Annotated in this window: 18 protein-coding genes; 5 read left to right on the forward strand and 13 right to left on the reverse strand. The window is 69.7% G+C overall.

Annotated elements, in window-relative coordinates; genetic code table 11:
* Window positions 1-4 precede the first annotated feature (4 nt).
* From EGT29_RS02485 to EGT29_RS02500, 4 genes are read left to right on the forward strand one after another with little or no spacing between them, the layout of a single operon-like run.
* Entirely contained in the window at window positions 5-1627 is a 1623-nt protein-coding gene (locus EGT29_RS02485) for an FAD-dependent monooxygenase (RefSeq protein ID WP_124687546.1), read from the forward strand.
* 13 nt (window positions 1628-1640) lie between these two features.
* Window positions 1641-2348, forward strand: coding sequence for an isochorismatase family protein (locus tag EGT29_RS02490; RefSeq protein ID WP_124687547.1), 708 nt, complete (start codon window positions 1641-1643; stop codon window positions 2346-2348).
* Entirely contained in the window at window positions 2345-3247 is a 903-nt protein-coding gene (locus tag EGT29_RS02495) for a polysaccharide deacetylase family protein (protein ID WP_124687548.1), read from the forward strand. The genes EGT29_RS02490 and EGT29_RS02495 overlap by 4 nt, the downstream gene beginning before the upstream one ends.
* 51 nt (window positions 3248-3298) lie before the next feature.
* Window positions 3299-4213 (forward strand): LysR family transcriptional regulator, encoded by a 915-nt coding sequence (locus tag EGT29_RS02500; protein ID WP_124687549.1) that lies wholly within the window; start codon window positions 3299-3301, stop codon window positions 4211-4213.
* Here EGT29_RS02500 and EGT29_RS02505 read toward each other — a convergent pair.
* From EGT29_RS02505 to gspG, 12 genes are all read right to left on the reverse strand, one after another.
* Window positions 4199-4693: a glutathione peroxidase gene (locus EGT29_RS02505; protein WP_124687550.1), complete on the reverse strand. Its 495-nt coding sequence runs from the start codon at window positions 4691-4693 to the stop codon at window positions 4199-4201. The genes EGT29_RS02500 and EGT29_RS02505 overlap by 15 nt on opposite strands.
* Window positions 4694-4755: 62 nt before the next feature.
* On the reverse strand, window positions 4756-5970 hold the full coding sequence (gene gspF, locus EGT29_RS02510) for a type II secretion system inner membrane protein GspF (RefSeq protein WP_124687551.1): 1215 nt from the start codon (window positions 5968-5970) through the stop codon (window positions 4756-4758).
* Window positions 5971-5984: 14 nt separating this feature from the next.
* On the reverse strand, window positions 5985-7409 hold the full coding sequence (gene gspE / locus EGT29_RS02515; protein WP_124687552.1) for a type II secretion system ATPase GspE: 1425 nt from the start codon (window positions 7407-7409) through the stop codon (window positions 5985-5987).
* Complete coding sequence (gspD, locus tag EGT29_RS02520) at window positions 7406-9904, reverse strand: type II secretion system secretin GspD (protein WP_124687553.1); 2499 nt, start codon at window positions 9902-9904, stop codon at window positions 7406-7408. The genes gspE and gspD overlap by 4 nt, the downstream gene beginning before the upstream one ends.
* Before the next feature lie 10 nt (window positions 9905-9914).
* Window positions 9915-10658, reverse strand: coding sequence for a type II secretion system protein N (gspN, locus tag EGT29_RS02525; protein WP_124687554.1), 744 nt, complete (start codon window positions 10656-10658; stop codon window positions 9915-9917).
* Window positions 10658-11239 carry a type II secretion system protein GspM gene (gene gspM / locus EGT29_RS02530; RefSeq protein WP_124687555.1) on the reverse strand — a complete coding sequence of 194 codons (582 nt, stop codon included), beginning with the start codon at window positions 11237-11239 and terminating at the stop codon, window positions 10658-10660. Before gspM ends, gspN begins: the two co-directional genes overlap by 1 nt.
* On the reverse strand, window positions 11236-12624 hold the full coding sequence (gene gspL, locus EGT29_RS02535) for a type II secretion system protein GspL (protein WP_124687556.1): 1389 nt from the start codon (window positions 12622-12624) through the stop codon (window positions 11236-11238). Before gspL ends, gspM begins: the two co-directional genes overlap by 4 nt.
* The gene (gene gspK, locus EGT29_RS02540; RefSeq protein WP_238160269.1) at window positions 12621-13592 is read right to left on the reverse strand and encodes a type II secretion system minor pseudopilin GspK; all 972 of its coding nucleotides are present in this window, start codon (window positions 13590-13592) and stop codon (window positions 12621-12623) included. Before gspK ends, gspL begins: the two co-directional genes overlap by 4 nt.
* Window positions 13593-13633: 41 nt before the next feature.
* The gene (locus tag EGT29_RS02545; protein WP_124687558.1) at window positions 13634-14248 is read right to left on the reverse strand and encodes a type II secretion system protein J; all 615 of its coding nucleotides are present in this window, start codon (window positions 14246-14248) and stop codon (window positions 13634-13636) included.
* A complete protein-coding gene (gene gspI / locus EGT29_RS02550) occupies window positions 14245-14616 on the reverse strand; it encodes a type II secretion system minor pseudopilin GspI (protein ID WP_124687559.1) in 372 nt (123 codons plus the stop codon). Before gspI ends, EGT29_RS02545 begins: the two co-directional genes overlap by 4 nt.
* On the reverse strand, window positions 14603-15115 hold the full coding sequence (locus EGT29_RS02555) for a prepilin-type N-terminal cleavage/methylation domain-containing protein (RefSeq protein ID WP_124687560.1): 513 nt from the start codon (window positions 15113-15115) through the stop codon (window positions 14603-14605). Before EGT29_RS02555 ends, gspI begins: the two co-directional genes overlap by 14 nt.
* Window positions 15087-15530, reverse strand: coding sequence for a type II secretion system major pseudopilin GspG (gspG, locus tag EGT29_RS02560; protein ID WP_161567672.1), 444 nt, complete (start codon window positions 15528-15530; stop codon window positions 15087-15089). Before gspG ends, EGT29_RS02555 begins: the two co-directional genes overlap by 29 nt.
* A 145-nt stretch (window positions 15531-15675) precedes the next feature.
* On the opposite strand from gspG, the gene EGT29_RS02565 reads away from it, so the two are divergent.
* Window positions 15676-16113 (forward strand): hypothetical protein, encoded by a 438-nt coding sequence (locus tag EGT29_RS02565; RefSeq protein WP_192901790.1) that lies wholly within the window; start codon window positions 15676-15678, stop codon window positions 16111-16113.
* A 182-nt stretch (window positions 16114-16295) separates the two neighbouring features.
* Here the strand turns inward: EGT29_RS02565 and hppD are convergent, their stop codons facing one another.
* Window positions 16296-17399 carry a 4-hydroxyphenylpyruvate dioxygenase gene (gene hppD / locus EGT29_RS02570; protein ID WP_124687561.1) on the reverse strand — a complete coding sequence of 368 codons (1104 nt, stop codon included), beginning with the start codon at window positions 17397-17399 and terminating at the stop codon, window positions 16296-16298.
* Between the last annotated feature and the right edge of the window lie 20 nt (window positions 17400-17419).

Genomic DNA, 17419 nt, shown 5'->3' on the forward strand with positions numbered 1-17419 from the left:
AGGTATGACTGAAGAAGTGTTGTCCACCCCGGTCGCGATCGTGGGCGCCGGTCCGGTGGGCTTGTCCCTGGCGCTGGATCTCGCGTGGCGGGGTATCGACGCGGTGGTGCTGGAAAAGGAAGACGGGCATGTGACCCATCCGCGGGCCGGGTTCGTTTCCGTGCGGACCATGGAGTTCTTCCGGCGCTGGGGGATCGCGCAAGCGGTCCGGCAAAGCGGGTTTCCCGACGATTTCGCGCTTTCCATCGAGTTCTGCACCAGCCTGGCCGGCCATACGCTGGCCAGGGACGAGTATCCCGCGCTGGCGGCCATGCCGCTGCCCGAGTGGTCGCCGGAGAAGAAGCAGCGCTGCCCGCAGCACTGGCTCGATCCGGTCCTGAAGACGGCGCTGCGGGACAGCGGCCGCGGCACGATCCGGGTCGAGACGCGGGTCGATGGCTTCGAACAGGACGAGGAAGGCGTCCTGGTCCGCGCCACGGACCTGCGCCGGGATGCGCCGCTGACGATCCGGGCCGACTACCTGGTCGGATGCGATGGCGCGGGCAGCACGGTCCGGACCGGTCTGGGCATCGACATGGAGGGCAGGGGCCATCTGAACTATTCGATGAGCGTGCTGTTCTCCTGCCCTGGGCTGCTGGAGCAGTGCGGCAAGCAGGCCGCCGAGCGGTTCCTGCTGATCGGGCCGGAGGGAACGTGGGGCAACGTCACGGTGATAGACGGGCGCGACGTGTGGCGGCTGACCGTGTATGGCACGGCGTCGAAGTTCGACATGGATGCCTTCGACGCCAGGGCCTGGGTGCTGCGCGCGCTGGGCACGGACCGGATCGCGTTCGAGGTGGTGTCCATCCTGCCGTGGAAGCGGGCGGAACTGGTGGCCGAGAGCTACGGGCGCGGGCGGGTATTGCTGGCCGGCGATGCCGTGCACACGATGTCGCCCACGGGAGGCATGGGCATGAACACCGGCCTGGGCGACGTGGTCGACCTGGGGTGGAAGCTGCAGGCGATGATCGAGGGATGGGGCGGACCGGCCCTGCTGCCGGCCTACACGCGGGAGCGCAAGCCGGTGGCGGTAAGGAATGCCGCTTATTCGACCCACAACTACAAGACCTGGGTGTCGCCGCCGCGCTGCGAGTACCTGCTGGAGGACACGGCGCGGGCGGAAGCGGCGCGCCGCGAGATCGGCGCGCAGATGAAGCGCGCCACGCAGTACGAATGGCAGTCGTGGGGGTTGCAGATGGGATATCGCTACGACGAGTCGCCGCTGTGCGTGGCGGACGGCACGCCGCTGGTTCCCGACGAGTATTCGCGCTACGTGCAGACCGCGCGCCCGGGGGCGCGCGCGCCGCACGCCTGGCTCGAGCCGGGGCGGTCGACGCTCGATCTGTTCGGCCAGGGATTCGCGCTGCTGGCATTCGGCGCCGAGGCCATGGCCGAGGCGGACCGGTTCGTGCGGGCGGCGGATCGCAGAGGGATGCCGCTGGCGGTGCACCGGATCGATGCCGGGCAGGCGGCCGAGGCGTATGGCGCGCCGCTGGTGCTGGTGCGTCCCGATGGCCACGTGGCGTGGCGGGGTGCCGAGGCCCGCGACGCGGCCCGGATCGTCGATATCGCGCGCGGCGCGCATTGAAGAGGAAGACGACATGTCGGAAATATGGGATCCGTTCATTCCCGAGCGAGACCGGGCCGCTTCCCGCCTGGCCGGCTTTGGCCGGCCGTCGGGGCTGGGCCGCCGCCCGGCGCTGTTGATCATCGACGTGCAATACCGCACGGCCGGGACGAGGCCCATGCCGTTCGAGCAGGCCGTGCAGGAGTTCGCCACGTCCTGCGGCGATACCGCCTGGCGGGCCATCGAGCATATCGCCGGCCTGCTGGCGCTGTTCCGCGCGAAGAACTGGCCGGTGCTGTATCCCCACGTCGCGCCCAAGTTCGCCTTCGACCAGGGGCGGTTGACGGAGAAGGTGCCGACCATGATGCAGGTGCCGGCCAAGGGCTACGAATTCGTGGAGTCCATCGCGCCGCGCCCGGGCGACGTGCTGTTGCCCAAGAAGCATCCCAGCGCATTCTTCGGCACCCCGCTGGCCAGCTATCTGGTCAATACCGGCGCCGATACGCTGGTGGTGACGGGATGCGCGACGTCGGGCTGCGTGCGCAGCAGCGTGGTGGACGCGTTTTCCTACAACTACCGGGTGGCCGTGCCTTCGGACGCGGTCTATGACCGGAACCAGGCTTCGCATGCCGTCAATCTGTACGACATGGCGGAGAAGTACGCGGACGTGATGGATACCAGGACGTTGCTGGCGGCGCTCGAGGCCTTGTCGCCGGCGGCAGCACAGGAGGAAGCGAAGTGAAGACGTTCGAGCACGGCAATGATCGCTACGACTACAGCGCCATCGTCAACCGGCCTGTTTACGACTGGCCCGAAGGCCGGCGGCTGGCGGTCTATTTCGCCCTCAACATCGAGGGTTTCGAGTTCGGGCGCAACCCCGGCAACGATTTCACCTCCATGCCTTCGGCCCCCTACCATCGGGGCTATGCCTATCGCGACTACGGCAATCGCGTGGGCGTGTGGCGCATCCTGCGGGAATTCGAGTCGTTCGGATTTCCGTTGGCCGTGCTGGCCAATGGCTCGGTCTACGACGTCTGCCCGGAGGTCCTGGAGGCGTGCCGCCAGCGCGGCGACGAGATGGTCGGGCACGGACGCACGAACTCCGAGCGCCAGGCCGACATGCCGCCGGACGCCGAGCGGACCATGCTGGGCGAGGTCAAGTCGCTGTTCGAGCGGCATGAGGGCAAGGCGCCGGCCGGGTGGCTGGGACCGTTCATCTCGCAGAGCCCGAACACGCCGGAACTGCTCAAGGAACTGGGGTGGAAATACATGCTGGACTGGTGGTTCGACGACCAGCCGATGTGGTTCCGCACCAAGCATGGACCTATCCTTGCCGTGCCCTATCCGTCGATGGAACTCAACGATCTGCCCGCCTATGTGAACCGTGGCGCCAGCGACGAGGAATTCACGCGCATGGCCATCGATGCGTTCGACGAACAGCTCGAGGAATCGTCGCAATACCCGATGGTATATTGCCTGTCGCTGCATACGTTCCTGACCGGACAGCCCCATCGCATCAGGCAGTTGCGACGGATCCTGTCCCATATCGCCTCGCAGCGCCACCGGGTCTGGCTGACGACACCTGGAGCGATCGCCGAGCATGTCACGGGCTTGCCGCCGGGTGTCGTTCCCATCCGCTGAACGGGACGCCCTGGCCCCAGGCGCGCATCATTTCCCATCCCGGTGCCCAGCATGGACATACGCCAGATACGCTGCTTCGTCGCGCTTTATGAAGAAGGCAGCATCACGCGCGCGGCCCGCCGGCTGCATGTCGTCCAGCCCGCGATCAGCCAGCAGATCAAGCGGCTGGAAGCACATCACGACGTGCAGCTGTTCAGCCGCGATCCGCATGGCGTGACGCCCACCCCCCTGGCACACGAGTTCTACCGGCATTGCATCCGCGTGCTGACCGAGCTCGAACGCGCCGGGGCGGTACTGGCGAGCGGCGCGGACCGGTTCAGCGGCAAGATACGGATCGGTGCGCAGGCGTCGTTCCACCAGTTCGTGATGGCGCGGGCGCTGGAGGCGTTCCGCGAGCGCCATCCCGAGGTGGAGTTCCTGTCCCGGGACGGATACCGCAGCGACCTGGTCAGTTGGCTGATCTCGGGCGACCTGGAGTGCGCGCTGCTGAGCACGACGCAGGACCTGCTCAACATGCAGACCCGGGACCTCTCCACCGAAGCCCTGGTGGTGGTCGGCCACCGGGATACCCTGGCGGACCGGGACCTGATGCGTGGGAATGAACTGGCCGGGTTCCAGCTCGTGCTGCCGTCGCGCTACAAATCCATGCGCAACCTGATCGATGCCCAGTTCGGACTGCAAGGGCTGGTCTTGCGGCCGCAACTGGAAATCGACTCCTTGCAGAGCCTGCTGCACGTCACGCTCAGGCCGGGGTGGCTGTCCATCATTCCCCCCATGGCCTTGTCGTCGGAGTTGTTCGGCGGCGCCCTGCGCAGCGTGGCCCTGGTCGAGCCGGCCATCCGGCGCAAGGTGGTCGTGGCCTGGCCGCGCCACAAGGCGCTGTCGGCGCCGGTGCACGGGTTCCTCGACATCCTGTCGGACATCCTGGCCGGGATTCCCGGGGTGGAGATTTCAGGCAGGTCCTGAGCCCAACGCGGCCTCGATATCCGGCCCGATCGATTCAGGCTTGTCCGTAGGCGCGTATCGGGCGATGGGTGCGCCTGCGCGGTCGATCAGGAATTTGGTGAAGTTCCACTTGATGGCGCCGGTGCCCAGCAGGCCGGGCTTGGCGCTTTTCAGCCAGCGGTACAGCGGATGGGCCCCGTCGCCGTTGACGTCGATCTTGGCGAACATCGGGAAGGTCACGTCGTAGTTGAGCTTGCAGAAGTCCCGGATGCTTTCGTTGCTGCCGGGCTCCTGGTGGCCGAACTGGTCGCAGGGGAAGCCCAGGATTTCCAGGCCGCGCTCGCGGTAGGTGCGATACAGGGCTTCCAGGCCCGCGTACTGGGGCGTGAACCCGCATTGGGAGGCCACGTTCACCACCAGCAGCACCTTGCCACGGAAGCGGTCGAGCGGTACGTCGCGGCCTTCGATGTCCGTGGCGGAAAAATCGTGGATGGTCGTCATGGCGTGTCCCTGGCTGAGTGGCGGGCGCGCGCCCGGGCGGGGCGGCGCGCCGTTTCCGTGCCCTAGCGCACGAGCTGGTTGATTTCGATGATGGGCATCAGCACCGCCAGCACGATCAGCAGCACGAAGCCGCCCATCAGCAGGATCATCAGCGGTTCAAGCAGTGCCGTCAACGCCATGGCGCGCCGTTCGACCTCGCGCGACAGCGTCTGGGCCGCGCGTTCGAGCAGTTCGGGCAGGGTGCCGGTCTTCTCGCCGCTGGCGGTCAGGTGCACAAGCAGGGGTGGAAAGGTCTTTTGTACCTGCAAGGCCGAGGCCAGCGAGACGCCTTCGCGGACGCGCGAGGTGGCGTCGTCCACGCTGACCCGCAGGCGGTCGTTGCCCAGGGTCTGGCGCGAGGCGTCCAGCGCTCGCAGCAGCGGCACGCCGCTGCCGGTCAGGATGGCCAGGGTGGAGGCGAAGCGGGCGGCGTCCAGGCCCAGGATGAAGCGGCCGGCCAGCGGCATTTTCAGCAATCGGGCATGCCAGGCCAGCCGCGTTGCCGGCGTGCGCAGCATCATGCGCCAGCCGGTGATCGCGGCGGCGAAGGCCAGGGCGGCCAGCCATCCCCAGCTGCGGACGAAGTCGCTCAGGCTCAGCATGACGCGGGTCAGCATGGGCAGTTCCTGGCGGGCCTGCGAGAAGGCGCTGACCACCTGCGGCACGACGTAGCCCAGCAGGAAGATGACGATGCCGATCGATACCAGGGCGACCACCGCGGGATAGATGAAGGCCGTCAGGACCTTGATCCGCAGGGCGTTGCGTTCCTCGATGTAGTCGGCCAGCTTTTCCATGACGTGCGCCAGGTCGCCGGATTCCTCGCCCGCGGCCACCAGCGCGCGATAGATCTCGGGAAAGTCGCGCGGCCGCGTCGCCAGCGCGTCGGCCAGCCGGTGGCCGGCCCGTACGTCGGCGCGCACGGCGGACAGGACCTCGGCGACGTGCTTCTTCTCGGACTGCTCGGCCGTTGCCGTCAGCGCCGCGTCCAGCGGCAGGCGGGCCTGCAGCAGGCTGGCCAGCTGGCGCGTGGCCCAGGCCAGTTCCGAGTCGGACATGCGCGCGCCGAACCAGGCGCGCGATCCACCGCCGCTGCGCTGGGTGCCGGCTTCCTCGACCGCGAGCGGCGTCAGCCCCCGCGCCCTAAGCTGGGCGCGCGCCGCGCGCGGGCTGTCCGCGTCGATCAGTCCGCGATCGAGCTTGCCCAGTGCGTCGGCGGCTTCGAAGCGATACGAAGGCATGTCAGCCTTTCCTCCTACACATCCCGTGTTACCCGCACCACTTCTTCTGGCGAGGTCGTGCCCGAATCGATCCAGCGGTCGCCGTCCTGCCGCATGGTGCGCATGCCCGCCGCCTGCGCGGCGTTGCGCAATTCCTGCTCGCCCGCGCCTTCATGGATCAGCTGCCGCTGCGCGTCGTCCACGGTGTACAACTCGTGGATGCCGGTGCGGCCGAGATAGCCGGTGTGGCTGCACGTGGCGCAGCCCACCGGCCGGTACACGGTGCGGCCGTCCGGCTCGGTGTGCGCTTCCTTGCAGTCGGGGCACAGGCGCCGGACGAGACGCTGCGCCAGCACCCCCAGTAGCGAGGACGACAGCAGGAAGGGTTCCACGCCCATGTCGGTCAGGCGGGTCACCGCGGACACGGAGTCGTTGGTGTGCAGCGTGGCCAGCACCAGGTGGCCGGTCAGCGAGGCCTGCACCGCGATCTGCGCGGTTTCCAGGTCGCGGATCTCGCCGATCATGATCACGTCCGGATCCTGGCGCAGGATGGCGCGCAGCGCCAGCGCGAAACTCATGCTGATCTTGGCGTTGACCTGGGTCTGGCTGATGCCGGGCAGGTCGTATTCGATCGGGTCTTCAACCGTGAGGATGTTGGTGGTGGTGGCATCGAGCCGGCCCAGCGCGGCGTACAGCGTGGTGGTCTTGCCGCTGCCGGTGGGGCCGGTGACCAGGACGATGCCGTGGGGCTGGTGGATGAGCCGGTCCAGTTGCTTGAGCAGCCCGGCGTCCATGCCCAGGCGGGACAGTTCGAGCCGGCCCGCCTCCTTGTCCAGCAGGCGCAGCACGGCCCGTTCGCCATGGCCGGTGGGCAGCGTGGACACCCGCACATCGATGGGGCGGCCGCCCACGCGCAGCGCGATGCGGCCGTCCTGCGGCAGGCGCTTTTCCGAGATATCGAGGTTGGCCATGATCTTGATGCGCGAGATCAGCGCCGCGTGCAGCGCCTTGCGCGGGCTGACCACGTCGCGCAGCGTCCCGTCCACGCGGTAGCGCACCACCGAGTGGGTCTCGAAGGGCTCGATGTGGATGTCGCTCGCTCCGTCGCGCGCGGCCTGGGTGAACAGCGCGTTGATCATCCGGATGACGGGCGCGTCGTCCTGGGTTTCGAGCAGGTCTTCCACTTCGGGAATGTCCTGCATCAGGCGCGCCAGGTCGATCTCGTTCTCGGCCGCGCCTACCACCGCGGCGGCATCGCCGGTGTCGGCGTAGGCCGCGGTCAGGCGGGTCTCGAGTTCGGCGTCGGAGATCCGCGCGATGCGCACCGCACCGTGGCGGCGCTGGACCTCGGCGATGGCCCAGGCCGGCGTGCGGGGGCTGACCGTCAGCAGGTTGCCGTCGGGCCGCATGCTGAGCAGTGCCCGCTGGGCGCGGGCCCACGAATAAGGCAGCGGGTTCATGGCCGCGTCACGATCTCGGCGGCGTAGCCCAGGTCACGCAGGGCCGCCAGGGTGGTGTCCACCGTGACGCGGTCGCGCGCCACGCGCATGCGCACGTCCCAGCGCTGCGCATCGTCGTGGACCACGTAGGCGCTCATGCCGGAGTCGGCGATCCGGCGTGCCGCAAGCTGGGCCTCGCTCTCGGACGGCGCGCCGAACACCTGGAGCACGATGATCGGGTCGGTCGATTGCAGCGCGGAGACGTCGCGCGGGATGGTCGTGGGAGGGACGTTGCCGGCGCCGGCGCGGCCGCTCTGCACGGGGTCGCCCACGCCGGGCACGCGCGGCGGCAGCTGCGGCGCCTGCATGTCGGGCAGCAGCCAGTGCGAGCCGGGCTGCGCCTGGGCCTGCTGGGCGCGCATGTATTCGTAGCGGTCGATCATCAGGCTGCTTTGCGAGCCGCCCTCGCGCACCACGTAGGGGCGCAGGAACACCATGAGATTGGTCTTGGTGCGCTTGCGGTTGTCGTAGCGGAAGAGGTTGCCCAGCACGGGAATGTCGCCCAGGCCCGGCACTTTTTCCACGCTGCCGGTGACCTGGTCCTGGATCAGCCCGCCGATGACGATGATCTGGCCGTCGTCCACCAGCACGTTGGATTCGATGGCGCGTTTGTTGGTGATGATGCCCGCGCTGTTGGACTTGCTTTCGTCGACGCTGCTGACTTCCTGGTAGATGGTCATCTTGACCGTGCCGCCCTCGGATACCTGGGGCTTGACCTTGAGCGTCAGGCCCACGTCCTTGCGCTCGATGGTCTGGAACGGACTGACGGTGGAGGTGCTGCCGGTCTGCGCGTACTGGCCGGTGATGAAGGGCACGTTCTGGCCGATGATGATGCTGGCCTGTTCGTTGTCCAGGGTCAGCAGGTTGGGCGTGGACAGGATGTTGCCACCGGCCTGGGTTTCCAGGGCGCGGGCCAGGAATCCCAGGTTGGTGACCTGGCCGATGCCCGGGATGTTGACCGAGCCCTTGGCGATACCGATGCTCAGGCCCTTGCCGATGGAGCCGATGTTCTGCGCCGCGCCGATGATGTTCGAGCCCGTGCCGCCGAAGCTGGTGCCGCCCACGACGGCGGTGCCGTTGCCCGCGTTCAGGTTGCCCAGCCCGGTCAGCCACTGGATGCCGAACTCGGCGGCGGTCTCGGCCGAGACCTCGACGATCAGGCTTTCGACGAAGATCTGCGCGCGGCGCACGTCGAGCTGGTCGACGATCTCGCGCAGGCTGCGGTAGAGCGGCTCGGGCGCGGTGATGATCAGCGTGTTGGTGGTGGCGTCGGCCTGTACCGTCGCGCCGCCGCCGGTGAACACGGTCGAGCCGGCCTGCGTGGTGCCGGTGCCCAGCCCGCCGGAACCGCCCAGCCCCGTCGCGCCGCCCAGGGCGCCGGAGGTGCTGGAGGTGTTGGAGTTGTTGCTCAGCGACGAGGTGCTGTTGCCCGACAGGCCCGTCGAGCCGCTCATGCTGGAGCCGAGTCCGCCGCTCATCCCGCCGCCCAGGCTGCCGGTGCCGCCCATCGTGCCGGTGCCGGACTGTCCGGTCAGCACGCCGCGCAGCACCTCGGCCAGCTTGACCGCCTCGGCGTTGCGCAGGTAGACCACGTGCATGTTGGTGGCGCGGGCCGCGGGGTTGTCGAGCCTGGCGATCAGGTCGCGGGCGAGCTTGTTGCGCGCCGGGCTGCTGGCGCGCAACAGGACGCTGTTGGTGCGGGGATCGGCCACCGCGGTGATCCGCTGCGTGGCATCGCCGCCGGTCCCCGGGTCGAGCAGCTTGGTGACCAGCGCGGCCACGTCGGTGGCGATGCCGTTCTTGATCTCGATCAGGTCGGTGGCGATGGCCGAGGGCGTATCGACGCTGGCGATGACGTTGGCGATGCGCTTGAGGTTGTCGGCGTAGTCGGTGATGACCAGCGTGTTGTTGCCCGGATAGGCGTTGATCGGGTTGTTCGGCGCGATCATGGGCCGTAGCACGGGCACCAGGTTGGTCGCGCTTTCGTAGTTGAGCTTGAACACCTGGGTGACGAGCTGGCCGCTGTTGGCGCCGGCGCCGCTGGTGACCGGGCTGCCCTGCAGCTTGGCGTCGGCCTCGGGCACCACCTTGCTGACGCCGTCCACTTCCACCACCGCGAAGCCCTGCATGCGCAGCGCGCCCAGCAGCATGCGATAGGCCGTGTCGCGGTTGACGGGGTTCTCGGAAACCAGCGTCAACTGGCCCTTCACACGGGGGTCGACCAGGAAGGTCTTGCCGGTGAACTGCCCCAGCGCGCGCACCACCGCTTCGAGTTCGGTATTGACGAAGTTGAGCACCACGCCGTCGGCCGCCGAAGCATTGGCGGCGCCAGCGGCGGCGGCTGCCGCGGCCGGCGGTACGGCCAGCGCCAGCAGGGCCGAGGAGACCGCCACGGCCAGCGTCCGGGCGAAGGGCGCCGGGGCCGGTCGGTTGCGGAAAGGAGCTTGGTTGAGCATGGGCATGATGTTAGCGGCCGATTTGCAGGATGGAGTCGTCGCCCGAGCGGCGACCCAGCGCCGATAGCGTGCTTTGCAGCGCGGCGCGGGTCTCGGGCGAGGCATTGGGGGCGGGGCGGGCGACCCCTTTGAAACTGAAGCCGGTGCGCGCGGTCCAGCGGCCGGTCCCTTCCATGGTCAGGGGGCCGGACAGCGTGGACAGCGCGAGCGCGACGGCGCCGCCGGCTTCGCCGGTCAGGCGCGCGCGGTAGTGGCCGATGGGCCGCAGCAGCGACAGCGCGGTGCTGGCGTCGCTCCATTCGGCGTCCAGGAGCTCGCCGGGCGGAATGCCGCCGTTGAGCCGCAGGGACGGCCACTTGAGCCGCAGGTCGCCGGCGGGGCGCAGGGTGTTGAAGGGCGCGCCCAGTTGCGCCAGCGTCGAGGCGGGCAGCTTCAGGGTCCGGCCCGACAGCAGGAAGCCGTTGGTCTGCAGGCGCAGGCCCAGCGGGCCGTCCAGCCAGGGATGGCGAATTTCGACCAGCGGGCCGCCGTCCCATTTGGTTTGCCATTCGATGGGCGTGGGCAGGGTGCTGCGCGCTTCGGGGAAGCCAAGGGCGAGCAGCGCGTTGCCCCGCCAGAGGGTGCCGGAGGCATCGACCACGGCCACCGGCCACTGGCCCGGCAGAATCGCGATCAGCCAACGGGCCGGCAGTACCGCCAGGGCGGCGGCCAGGGCCACCAGGGCGCACAGGAGGATCTTGAGCCAGATACGCATCAGCGGCCCTGTCCGGTCGCGGCCGGCGTGAAGACCAGGACGCCCGAGGCCTTGCCCGTCAGCAGGCGGCCGTTGTCGTCCGTGGGGCGTTCGAGATCGGCTTGCGCCAGTTGCAGGCGCGTGCGGCCGGGCACCGAGGCCAGCCACTGCATCAGGCCGGCGGCCTGCACCTGATCGACGCTGACCTGCCAGGCCTCGCCGGTGGTGCCCGCGGGGGCGTCGGCGGGGGCGACCTCGGCGGCGATGCCGGCGCGCTCCAGGCTTTGCGCCAGGGCCTGGCGGGTTTCGTCGGCCGTCATCCGGCCGCTGGTCACGCGTTGCAGGCTGCGCGCCTCGGCCGTCAGCGCGTCGACGCGGGCCGCCTGCGTGCGCAGCAGCGGCAATTGCGTTTCCAGGCGGCTGGCGCGGGTCCAGGCGGGTTCGACGAACAGCAGGAATACCAGGGCAATGCCGGCCACCGCGCCGGCGATGCCCAGCAGGCGGCGCTCGCGTGGCGCGAGCCGGGCCCAGCGCCGCCCGGCGTCGTCGCCCAGCCGGGTGAGCGCCGGCGGCATGGAAAGCTTGAAAGCGGGGAGATTCATCGTCGCGGGTTGTCCTGTTGAATGCGCACGCCGCCTTGGGACGCCGGGCGCGAGCCCCCGTCCTGACCCGCGCTGGCGGCGGAGCGGATGGTCCAGACCCCGTCGTCGTGGGTGACGTGCAGGCTCAGGCCCTCGGCGCGCTGCATGATGGCCGGATCGATTTCCATCCGGTTGACCGCCGGCGCGGGGGCGGGCGCGGGAGCCTGTTCCCGGCGCGAAGTGAAGCGCCGCAGGCCGTGCGTCGCCTGTTGCTGCGGCGCCGGTGCCGGCGCGGCGCCGGCCTTGGCGACCATGCCTATGCCGTCATCCACCAGTTCCAGCTTCAGTTCGCCCAGGGTGTAGCGCAGCGCGACGACGTTGTTCGTGGCGGCCGGCAGCAACTGCGTGGTCGCCAGCGCCAGCGGCAGGAAGTCGGACGAACCGAATTCGCCGCCCGCCGCCCGCAGCGCGTCGCGCCGCTGTTCGGCCTGGCGCAGCGGATCCAGCACGACGGGAATGTCCGGGAATGCCGTCTTGACCTGGGTGGTCATGCGCTGGCGCAGCGCGACTTCCTCGCGGCCCAGTTGCCAGGCGTGGACGTTCAGGCCCACCAGCCAGACGGCGGCCGCGCCCGCCGCCCAGGCGGCCGGCTGGCGCCACGGCGAACGGCCGGACCGATGGGGTTGCAGGTCGCCCAGGGCCAGCGACCAGCCCGGATGCATGCCCTGCCAGCGCGCCGCGGCGGGCAGTACGCGCCGCTCGGTACCCGACAGCTCGGGCCAGCCCGCCGGCTGCGGGTCGATCCAGCCGACGGCGCCGGGCGCATCCTGTTCGAGCGCGGGCAGCAGCGCCGCCACCGCCGGATCGGCATCGGTCGTGGCGAAGGGGTCGATGGCCCAGACCTGGCCGGTCTGGGGGCCGGTGCGCACCACCACGTGGTCGTCGCGCACCAGCACGGTCCATCCCGCGTCGGTCAGCGGCAGCGCCAGCGGGGCCGGCACCAGGGCGTCGGCGGGCAGGCCGCTGTCGGCCAGCAGCCGCAGGGCGCGCGCCACCGGTTCGCGGGCCGCCCATGCCACGGAGACGGAGCCGTCGCCGGCACGGGCGCCGTGGGCGACGGCCAGGCTTTCGATGTCGCCCAGCAACATGGGCTCGACCGCCCCTGCGACGGCCGCCTGCAGCCGGTGCGTGGGCAGCGGCGGCACGGTGACGGTGGTCAGGACGCTGTCGGACGGGTGCAGGATGGCCTCGACGCGGCTGGGCGGCACGGCCGCGGCCAGCTCGGCCAGCGGCAGTTCGCCCGTCCGCTGGACGGCATGCTGCCGGTCCAGCAGCGCGAACGCCACCCGCGAGTCGGCATGCAGCATGGATAGGGCGGGCAGCTCTAGCCGCAACGTTGTCTTCAATTGGTCTCCCTCTTCCAGACCACGGTGGGTGAATTGGCATTGGCCCGCGAGACGAGCGCCTGCATTGTGACGGCAGCGCGCTCCAGCGTCACGGTACCGGAAACCATGAACCACTTGCTGGCGGTGACGATCTGCGAGTCGCTGATAGTAATGTCAGGATTGGCCAGGCGGTTGCCGAAATCGGCGCGGTCGTTGAACCAGGTGCCGGCGTTGCGCTGTTCGGTCAGCGCGCGCGCCTGCGCCAGGGACAGTCCCGGCACCACCGCCGACAGTACCTCGGCGGGCGCCGTGTTGGCGTTGACCGCGGTGGTTTCGGGCAATACCGTGACGTAGGGGCGCAGGGCCTCGATGGTCTTCTCGTCCACGTCGGTGATGCCTTCCAGGTCGTCCACCGTCCGTATCATCGGGGCCGAGGGCCCGCGGCTTTGCGTGGCCTCGCCGTTCTGGCCGGTTCCCGTGCCGGTCCCGGCTCCGGTTCCGGTGCCGGCGCTCGTTCCCGTACCGGTTTCCCCCGAGCCGCCGGGCACGGCCTGGGCGCTGGCGATCCGGATGGCGATTCTCGGTGCCAGGCCGCCAGGCAGGCCCAGCATCGCGCACAGCCGGTCCATGGCCGCGATCTCGAGGGGCTGCGGCACGCCGGCCTTGGCCAGGTTGCGCAGGTTGTACTTGCCCTGCTCGTCCTCGATGCGGCCGGAGAACAGGGCCACCCTGTCGTCCCCGGGCCGGGTGATGCGGGTATCGGCCACGGGCGTGGCCCACAGCTCGCCCAGGCGCGTCGTGCTGTTGCGGCGGGCGTCCTCGCGCAGGACCAGCCGCGCCCAGTCCAGGCCGCCCTGCAGCAGCCAGCGGGCCTGGATGCGGGCCTGTTCGTTCTCGACCGCCCGCACCGACGCCGCCTGGCGCTGGAACAGGCCGGTCACGAGCACGGCCACGGCGGCCACGATCAGCAGGGCGCTGATCACCGCCATGCCGCGCTGCCGGCGCGGGGCGCGAGGATACGGGCACCGCTTCATTCGAGCACCACTACGCGGCGATAGCGTTCCACGCGTTCGCCGGTCCGGCGTTCGGCCGACAGCTCCAGGCCGGTGAACGGGGTGCCGGTGGCGGGGAACGGGGTGCTGATCCAACCCTGGCCGGGCACCCAGGCGCGTATGGCGAAGCGCGTCACGCCCCCCAGGATGGCCGCGCCGCCGCCCGCCGCGGGCAGGGGATAAAGGCGGGCCGAGGCGCCGGCCGCGCGGCGCAGCACCGTGCCGTCCAGGAACCAGACGACGCGCTGCCAGCCGGCCGGATCGGCGGCGTCGGCGCGGATGATCTCCAGCGTGGCGGAGGCGTCGGGCGTTTCCTTGATCGTGATGCGCAGGCTTTGCGGCAGGCGCGCGCCGGTGGCCGTGGCGGTGCCGGTGTCCAGCAGCGCGTCCGGGGCGCGCATGGCCAGGTCGCGTTCCATCTGGCCCAGCATGCGCGTGACGTTCTCGACCTCGTCGGCGTCGCCCGCCAGCCGGCGCTGCAGGGCGCTGACGTTTTCCAGTCCGCGCCACGAGATGATGGCCACCACCGCCATGAGGGAGATGGCGACCAGCACCTCGATAAGCGTGAAGCCGGCCTGCGCGCGTCGGGTCATGGCAGGGCGCTCAGGAAACCGTTGACCTGCGCCAGCACGTGGCCGGGATCGCCCTCGGGATGGACGCGGATCATCACCTGACGGATGTTGGTGTTGTCGGAATTGGTGAAGACCTGTTCGCACTGCATGGCCTGGCCGCCCTGGGGGCAGGCGACCAACTGGCGGCCGGGGCTTGGCATGAGCCGGGCCAGGCGCAGTTCGGCCAACTGGTTCTCGGCCTCGACCAGCGCCAGCGACTTGGCGCGCAGCGCGGCATTGTTCTGCGCGATCAGGCCGACCGCCCGCACCGAAGCCGCCAGCGCCACACCCACGATGGCAAGGGCGACCAGCACTTCGACCAGGGTGAAGCCGGCGTCATTGGACCGCATAGCGTCCCGCCTCGTCGCGCAGGATGGTCACGATCGCATCGGCGTTGCGCAGCCGGACGATGAGCGGACCGGGGATCCATTCCGACGTGAACACGGGCGGACCGGGCGGCTCCACCTGCACGGTGACCGGGCCGTCGGCCCAGCGCCGCGGGCGCAGCAGTTCGTCGCGGCCGAAGGTGTCCAGCGTGGTGGAGGAGGTACCGGCGGCCATGACCGCGCCTGGGGTCAGCGCGCGCGCGCGGCGGACGAAGCGATAGCCCTGTTCGTCCGCCTGCCAGGTGATGCGGCGGCCGTCGGCCCGGACTTCGCCCTGGGCCACCGAGAACAGCTGGGCCAGGCGCACGGCATCGTCCCTGAGCAGCTTGCGGCGGTCGGGGAAGGCCCGGATGGTCACGGCCGCTGCGGCGATGCCGACGATCACGACCACGACCATCAGTTCGATCAGCGTGAACCCCCGGGCGCGCCGGGGATCAGAGGTCCCAGGAACCGACGTCGGCATTGGCGCTTTCGCCGCCGGGCTGGCCGTCGGCACCCAGCGAAAACACGTCGACGTCGGCGCCGTGTACGCCCGGGTTCAGGTATTGGTACGGATTGCCCCAGGGGTCGGCGGGGAGGCGGTCCAGGTACTGCTTCCAGTTGGGAGGCACCTGTCCGGTCGCGGGCCGCTCGACCAGGGCGCGCAGGCCTTGCTCGGTCGTGGGGTAGCGGCCATTGTCCAGGCGGTATAGCTTCAGCGCCTGCATGATGCCGGAAATGTCCTGCCGGGCGGCAACGGCCCGGGCCTGGTCGGGCCGATCAAGCACCCGGGGCACGACCAGTGCCGCCAGAATGCCCAGGATGACCACGACGACCATGATCTCGATCAGGGTAAAGCCGGCCTGGCGCCGGGCGCGGATAGAGCGTGACCGTGTCACAGCGTAAACTCCGTGTCGTAATTTGCGGCACCTATTATCGCTGCTTTAGATGACAATTCATGATGCGGGTATCCCTGTCACATTCATCCCGCAAAATGGACCGTTTTGACCGGCCGCGCCAAGGCGGCCCCTGCCGGAGTCAGTGATGCGGGTAATCCCCAGCCTCCCCCGATTGAGCACCTTCGTCGCGCTGCTCGCGCTCGCGGCGGGCATAGGCGTGTGGGGAGCCATCCTGCTCGCGCCGTCCCCCCCGCCCGCTCCACCCACCGCGGTGATCGATGGCGCCCTGCAGACCGACACCGGTCCGGTGGCCGGCTGGTTCGGCACGGGGGCCGGGGCGAAGATCCAGGTGGTGGTGGCGGGCCTTATCGCCGCCGGGCCTCGCGGCTCCGCGGTCCTGGCCATAGACGGCCGCCCCGCCCGCGCCTATGCGGTCGGCACCCAACTGGCCGAAGGCGTGACCCTGGCCGAGGTCCTGGGCGGTGGCGTGGTGCTGGACCAGGGCGGCCAGCGCGTCGAAGTCCAGGCCACCAAGCTCCCCCCCGTGGACGGCATCCGGACGGTAGGCTCCGCCCGGCCGTGAGACGGCCCGAGGGCAAAACGCAAGTTTCCGCCCCGCCTCTCGGCATGCCGCACAGTTGGCAGCCAGCGAGCAACGATGCTACGCCCCAAGACAGCGGCACTAGACCCAGGATGCGGTGGATCCGGCTCCGCCGGTCCACCCGCATCGCCCCCTGGGGGGCGCGCGTCAGCGCGTAGGGGGGGTTACAACACACCGCGCCGCATCTGATCCAGCTCGATCGATTCGAACAGGGCCTTGAAGTTGCCTTCGCCGAAGCCTTCGTCGCCCTTGCGCTGGATGATCTCGAAGAAGATCGGGCCGATCACGGTCTGCGTGAAGATCTGCAGCAGCAGGCCGCCGCCGGGGGCGCCGTCCAGCAGGATGCGGTTCTTCGCCAGCCGCGCGACGTCCTCGCCGTGGCCCGGCAGGCGCTTGTCCAACAGCTCGTAGTACGTATCGGGGGTGTCCAGGAAGGCCACGCCCGAGGCGCGCAGCGCCTCGACGGTGGCGTAGATGTCGTCCGTGCCCAGCGCGATGTGCTGGATGCCCTCGCCGTGATAGAGGTCCAGGTATTCCTGGATCTGGCCCTTCTCGTCGTTGCCTTCTTCGTTGATGGGAATGCGGATGCGTCCGCAGGGCGAGGTCATGGCCTTGGACTTGACTCCGGTGACCTTGCCTTCGATGTCGAAGTAGCGGATCTCGCGGAAACTGAACAGCCGTTCGTAGAAGTCGGCCCATTCGCTCATGCGGCCCCGGTGCACGTTGTGCGTCAGGTGGTCGATCAGGGTCAGGCCGGCGCCGCGGTGGCTGGCGTCCTGGCTGGCCCGGGCCGGCTCCAGCGGCTCGAAGTCGACGTCATAGATGTCGATGTCGCCGATCCCGCCGTCGCGGCCGTTCTTGCCGCGCCACCTGTCCACGAAATAGATCAGCGAATCGCCGATGCCCTTGATGGCTGGGATGTTCAGCTCCATGGGACCGCTGTGCCCGTCGAAGCCCCAGGCGCCCAGCTCCAGCGCGCGCTTGTAGGCCGCCGCCGCGTCGTTCACGCGGAAGGCGATCGCACAGATCGAGGGGCCGTGCTGGCGGGCGAATCGCTGCGCGAACGAATCGGGCTCGGCGTTGACGATGAAATTGATGCCGCCCTGGCGGTAGAGCAGCACGTTCTTGTGGCGGTGGCGGGCGATGGCCTTGAAGCCCAGGCCCTCGAACACCTTGCCCAGGGCCACGGGGTCGGGGGCGGCGTATTCGACGAATTCGAATCCGGCGGTGCCCATGGGGTTGTCCCAGGGCTGGAAGGGGGTGGTCATGGCTGTCTCCGCTGTGGCGC

Source organism: Pigmentiphaga sp. H8 (assembly GCF_003854895.1).
Lineage (GTDB): Bacteria > Pseudomonadota > Gammaproteobacteria > Burkholderiales > Burkholderiaceae_B > Pigmentiphaga.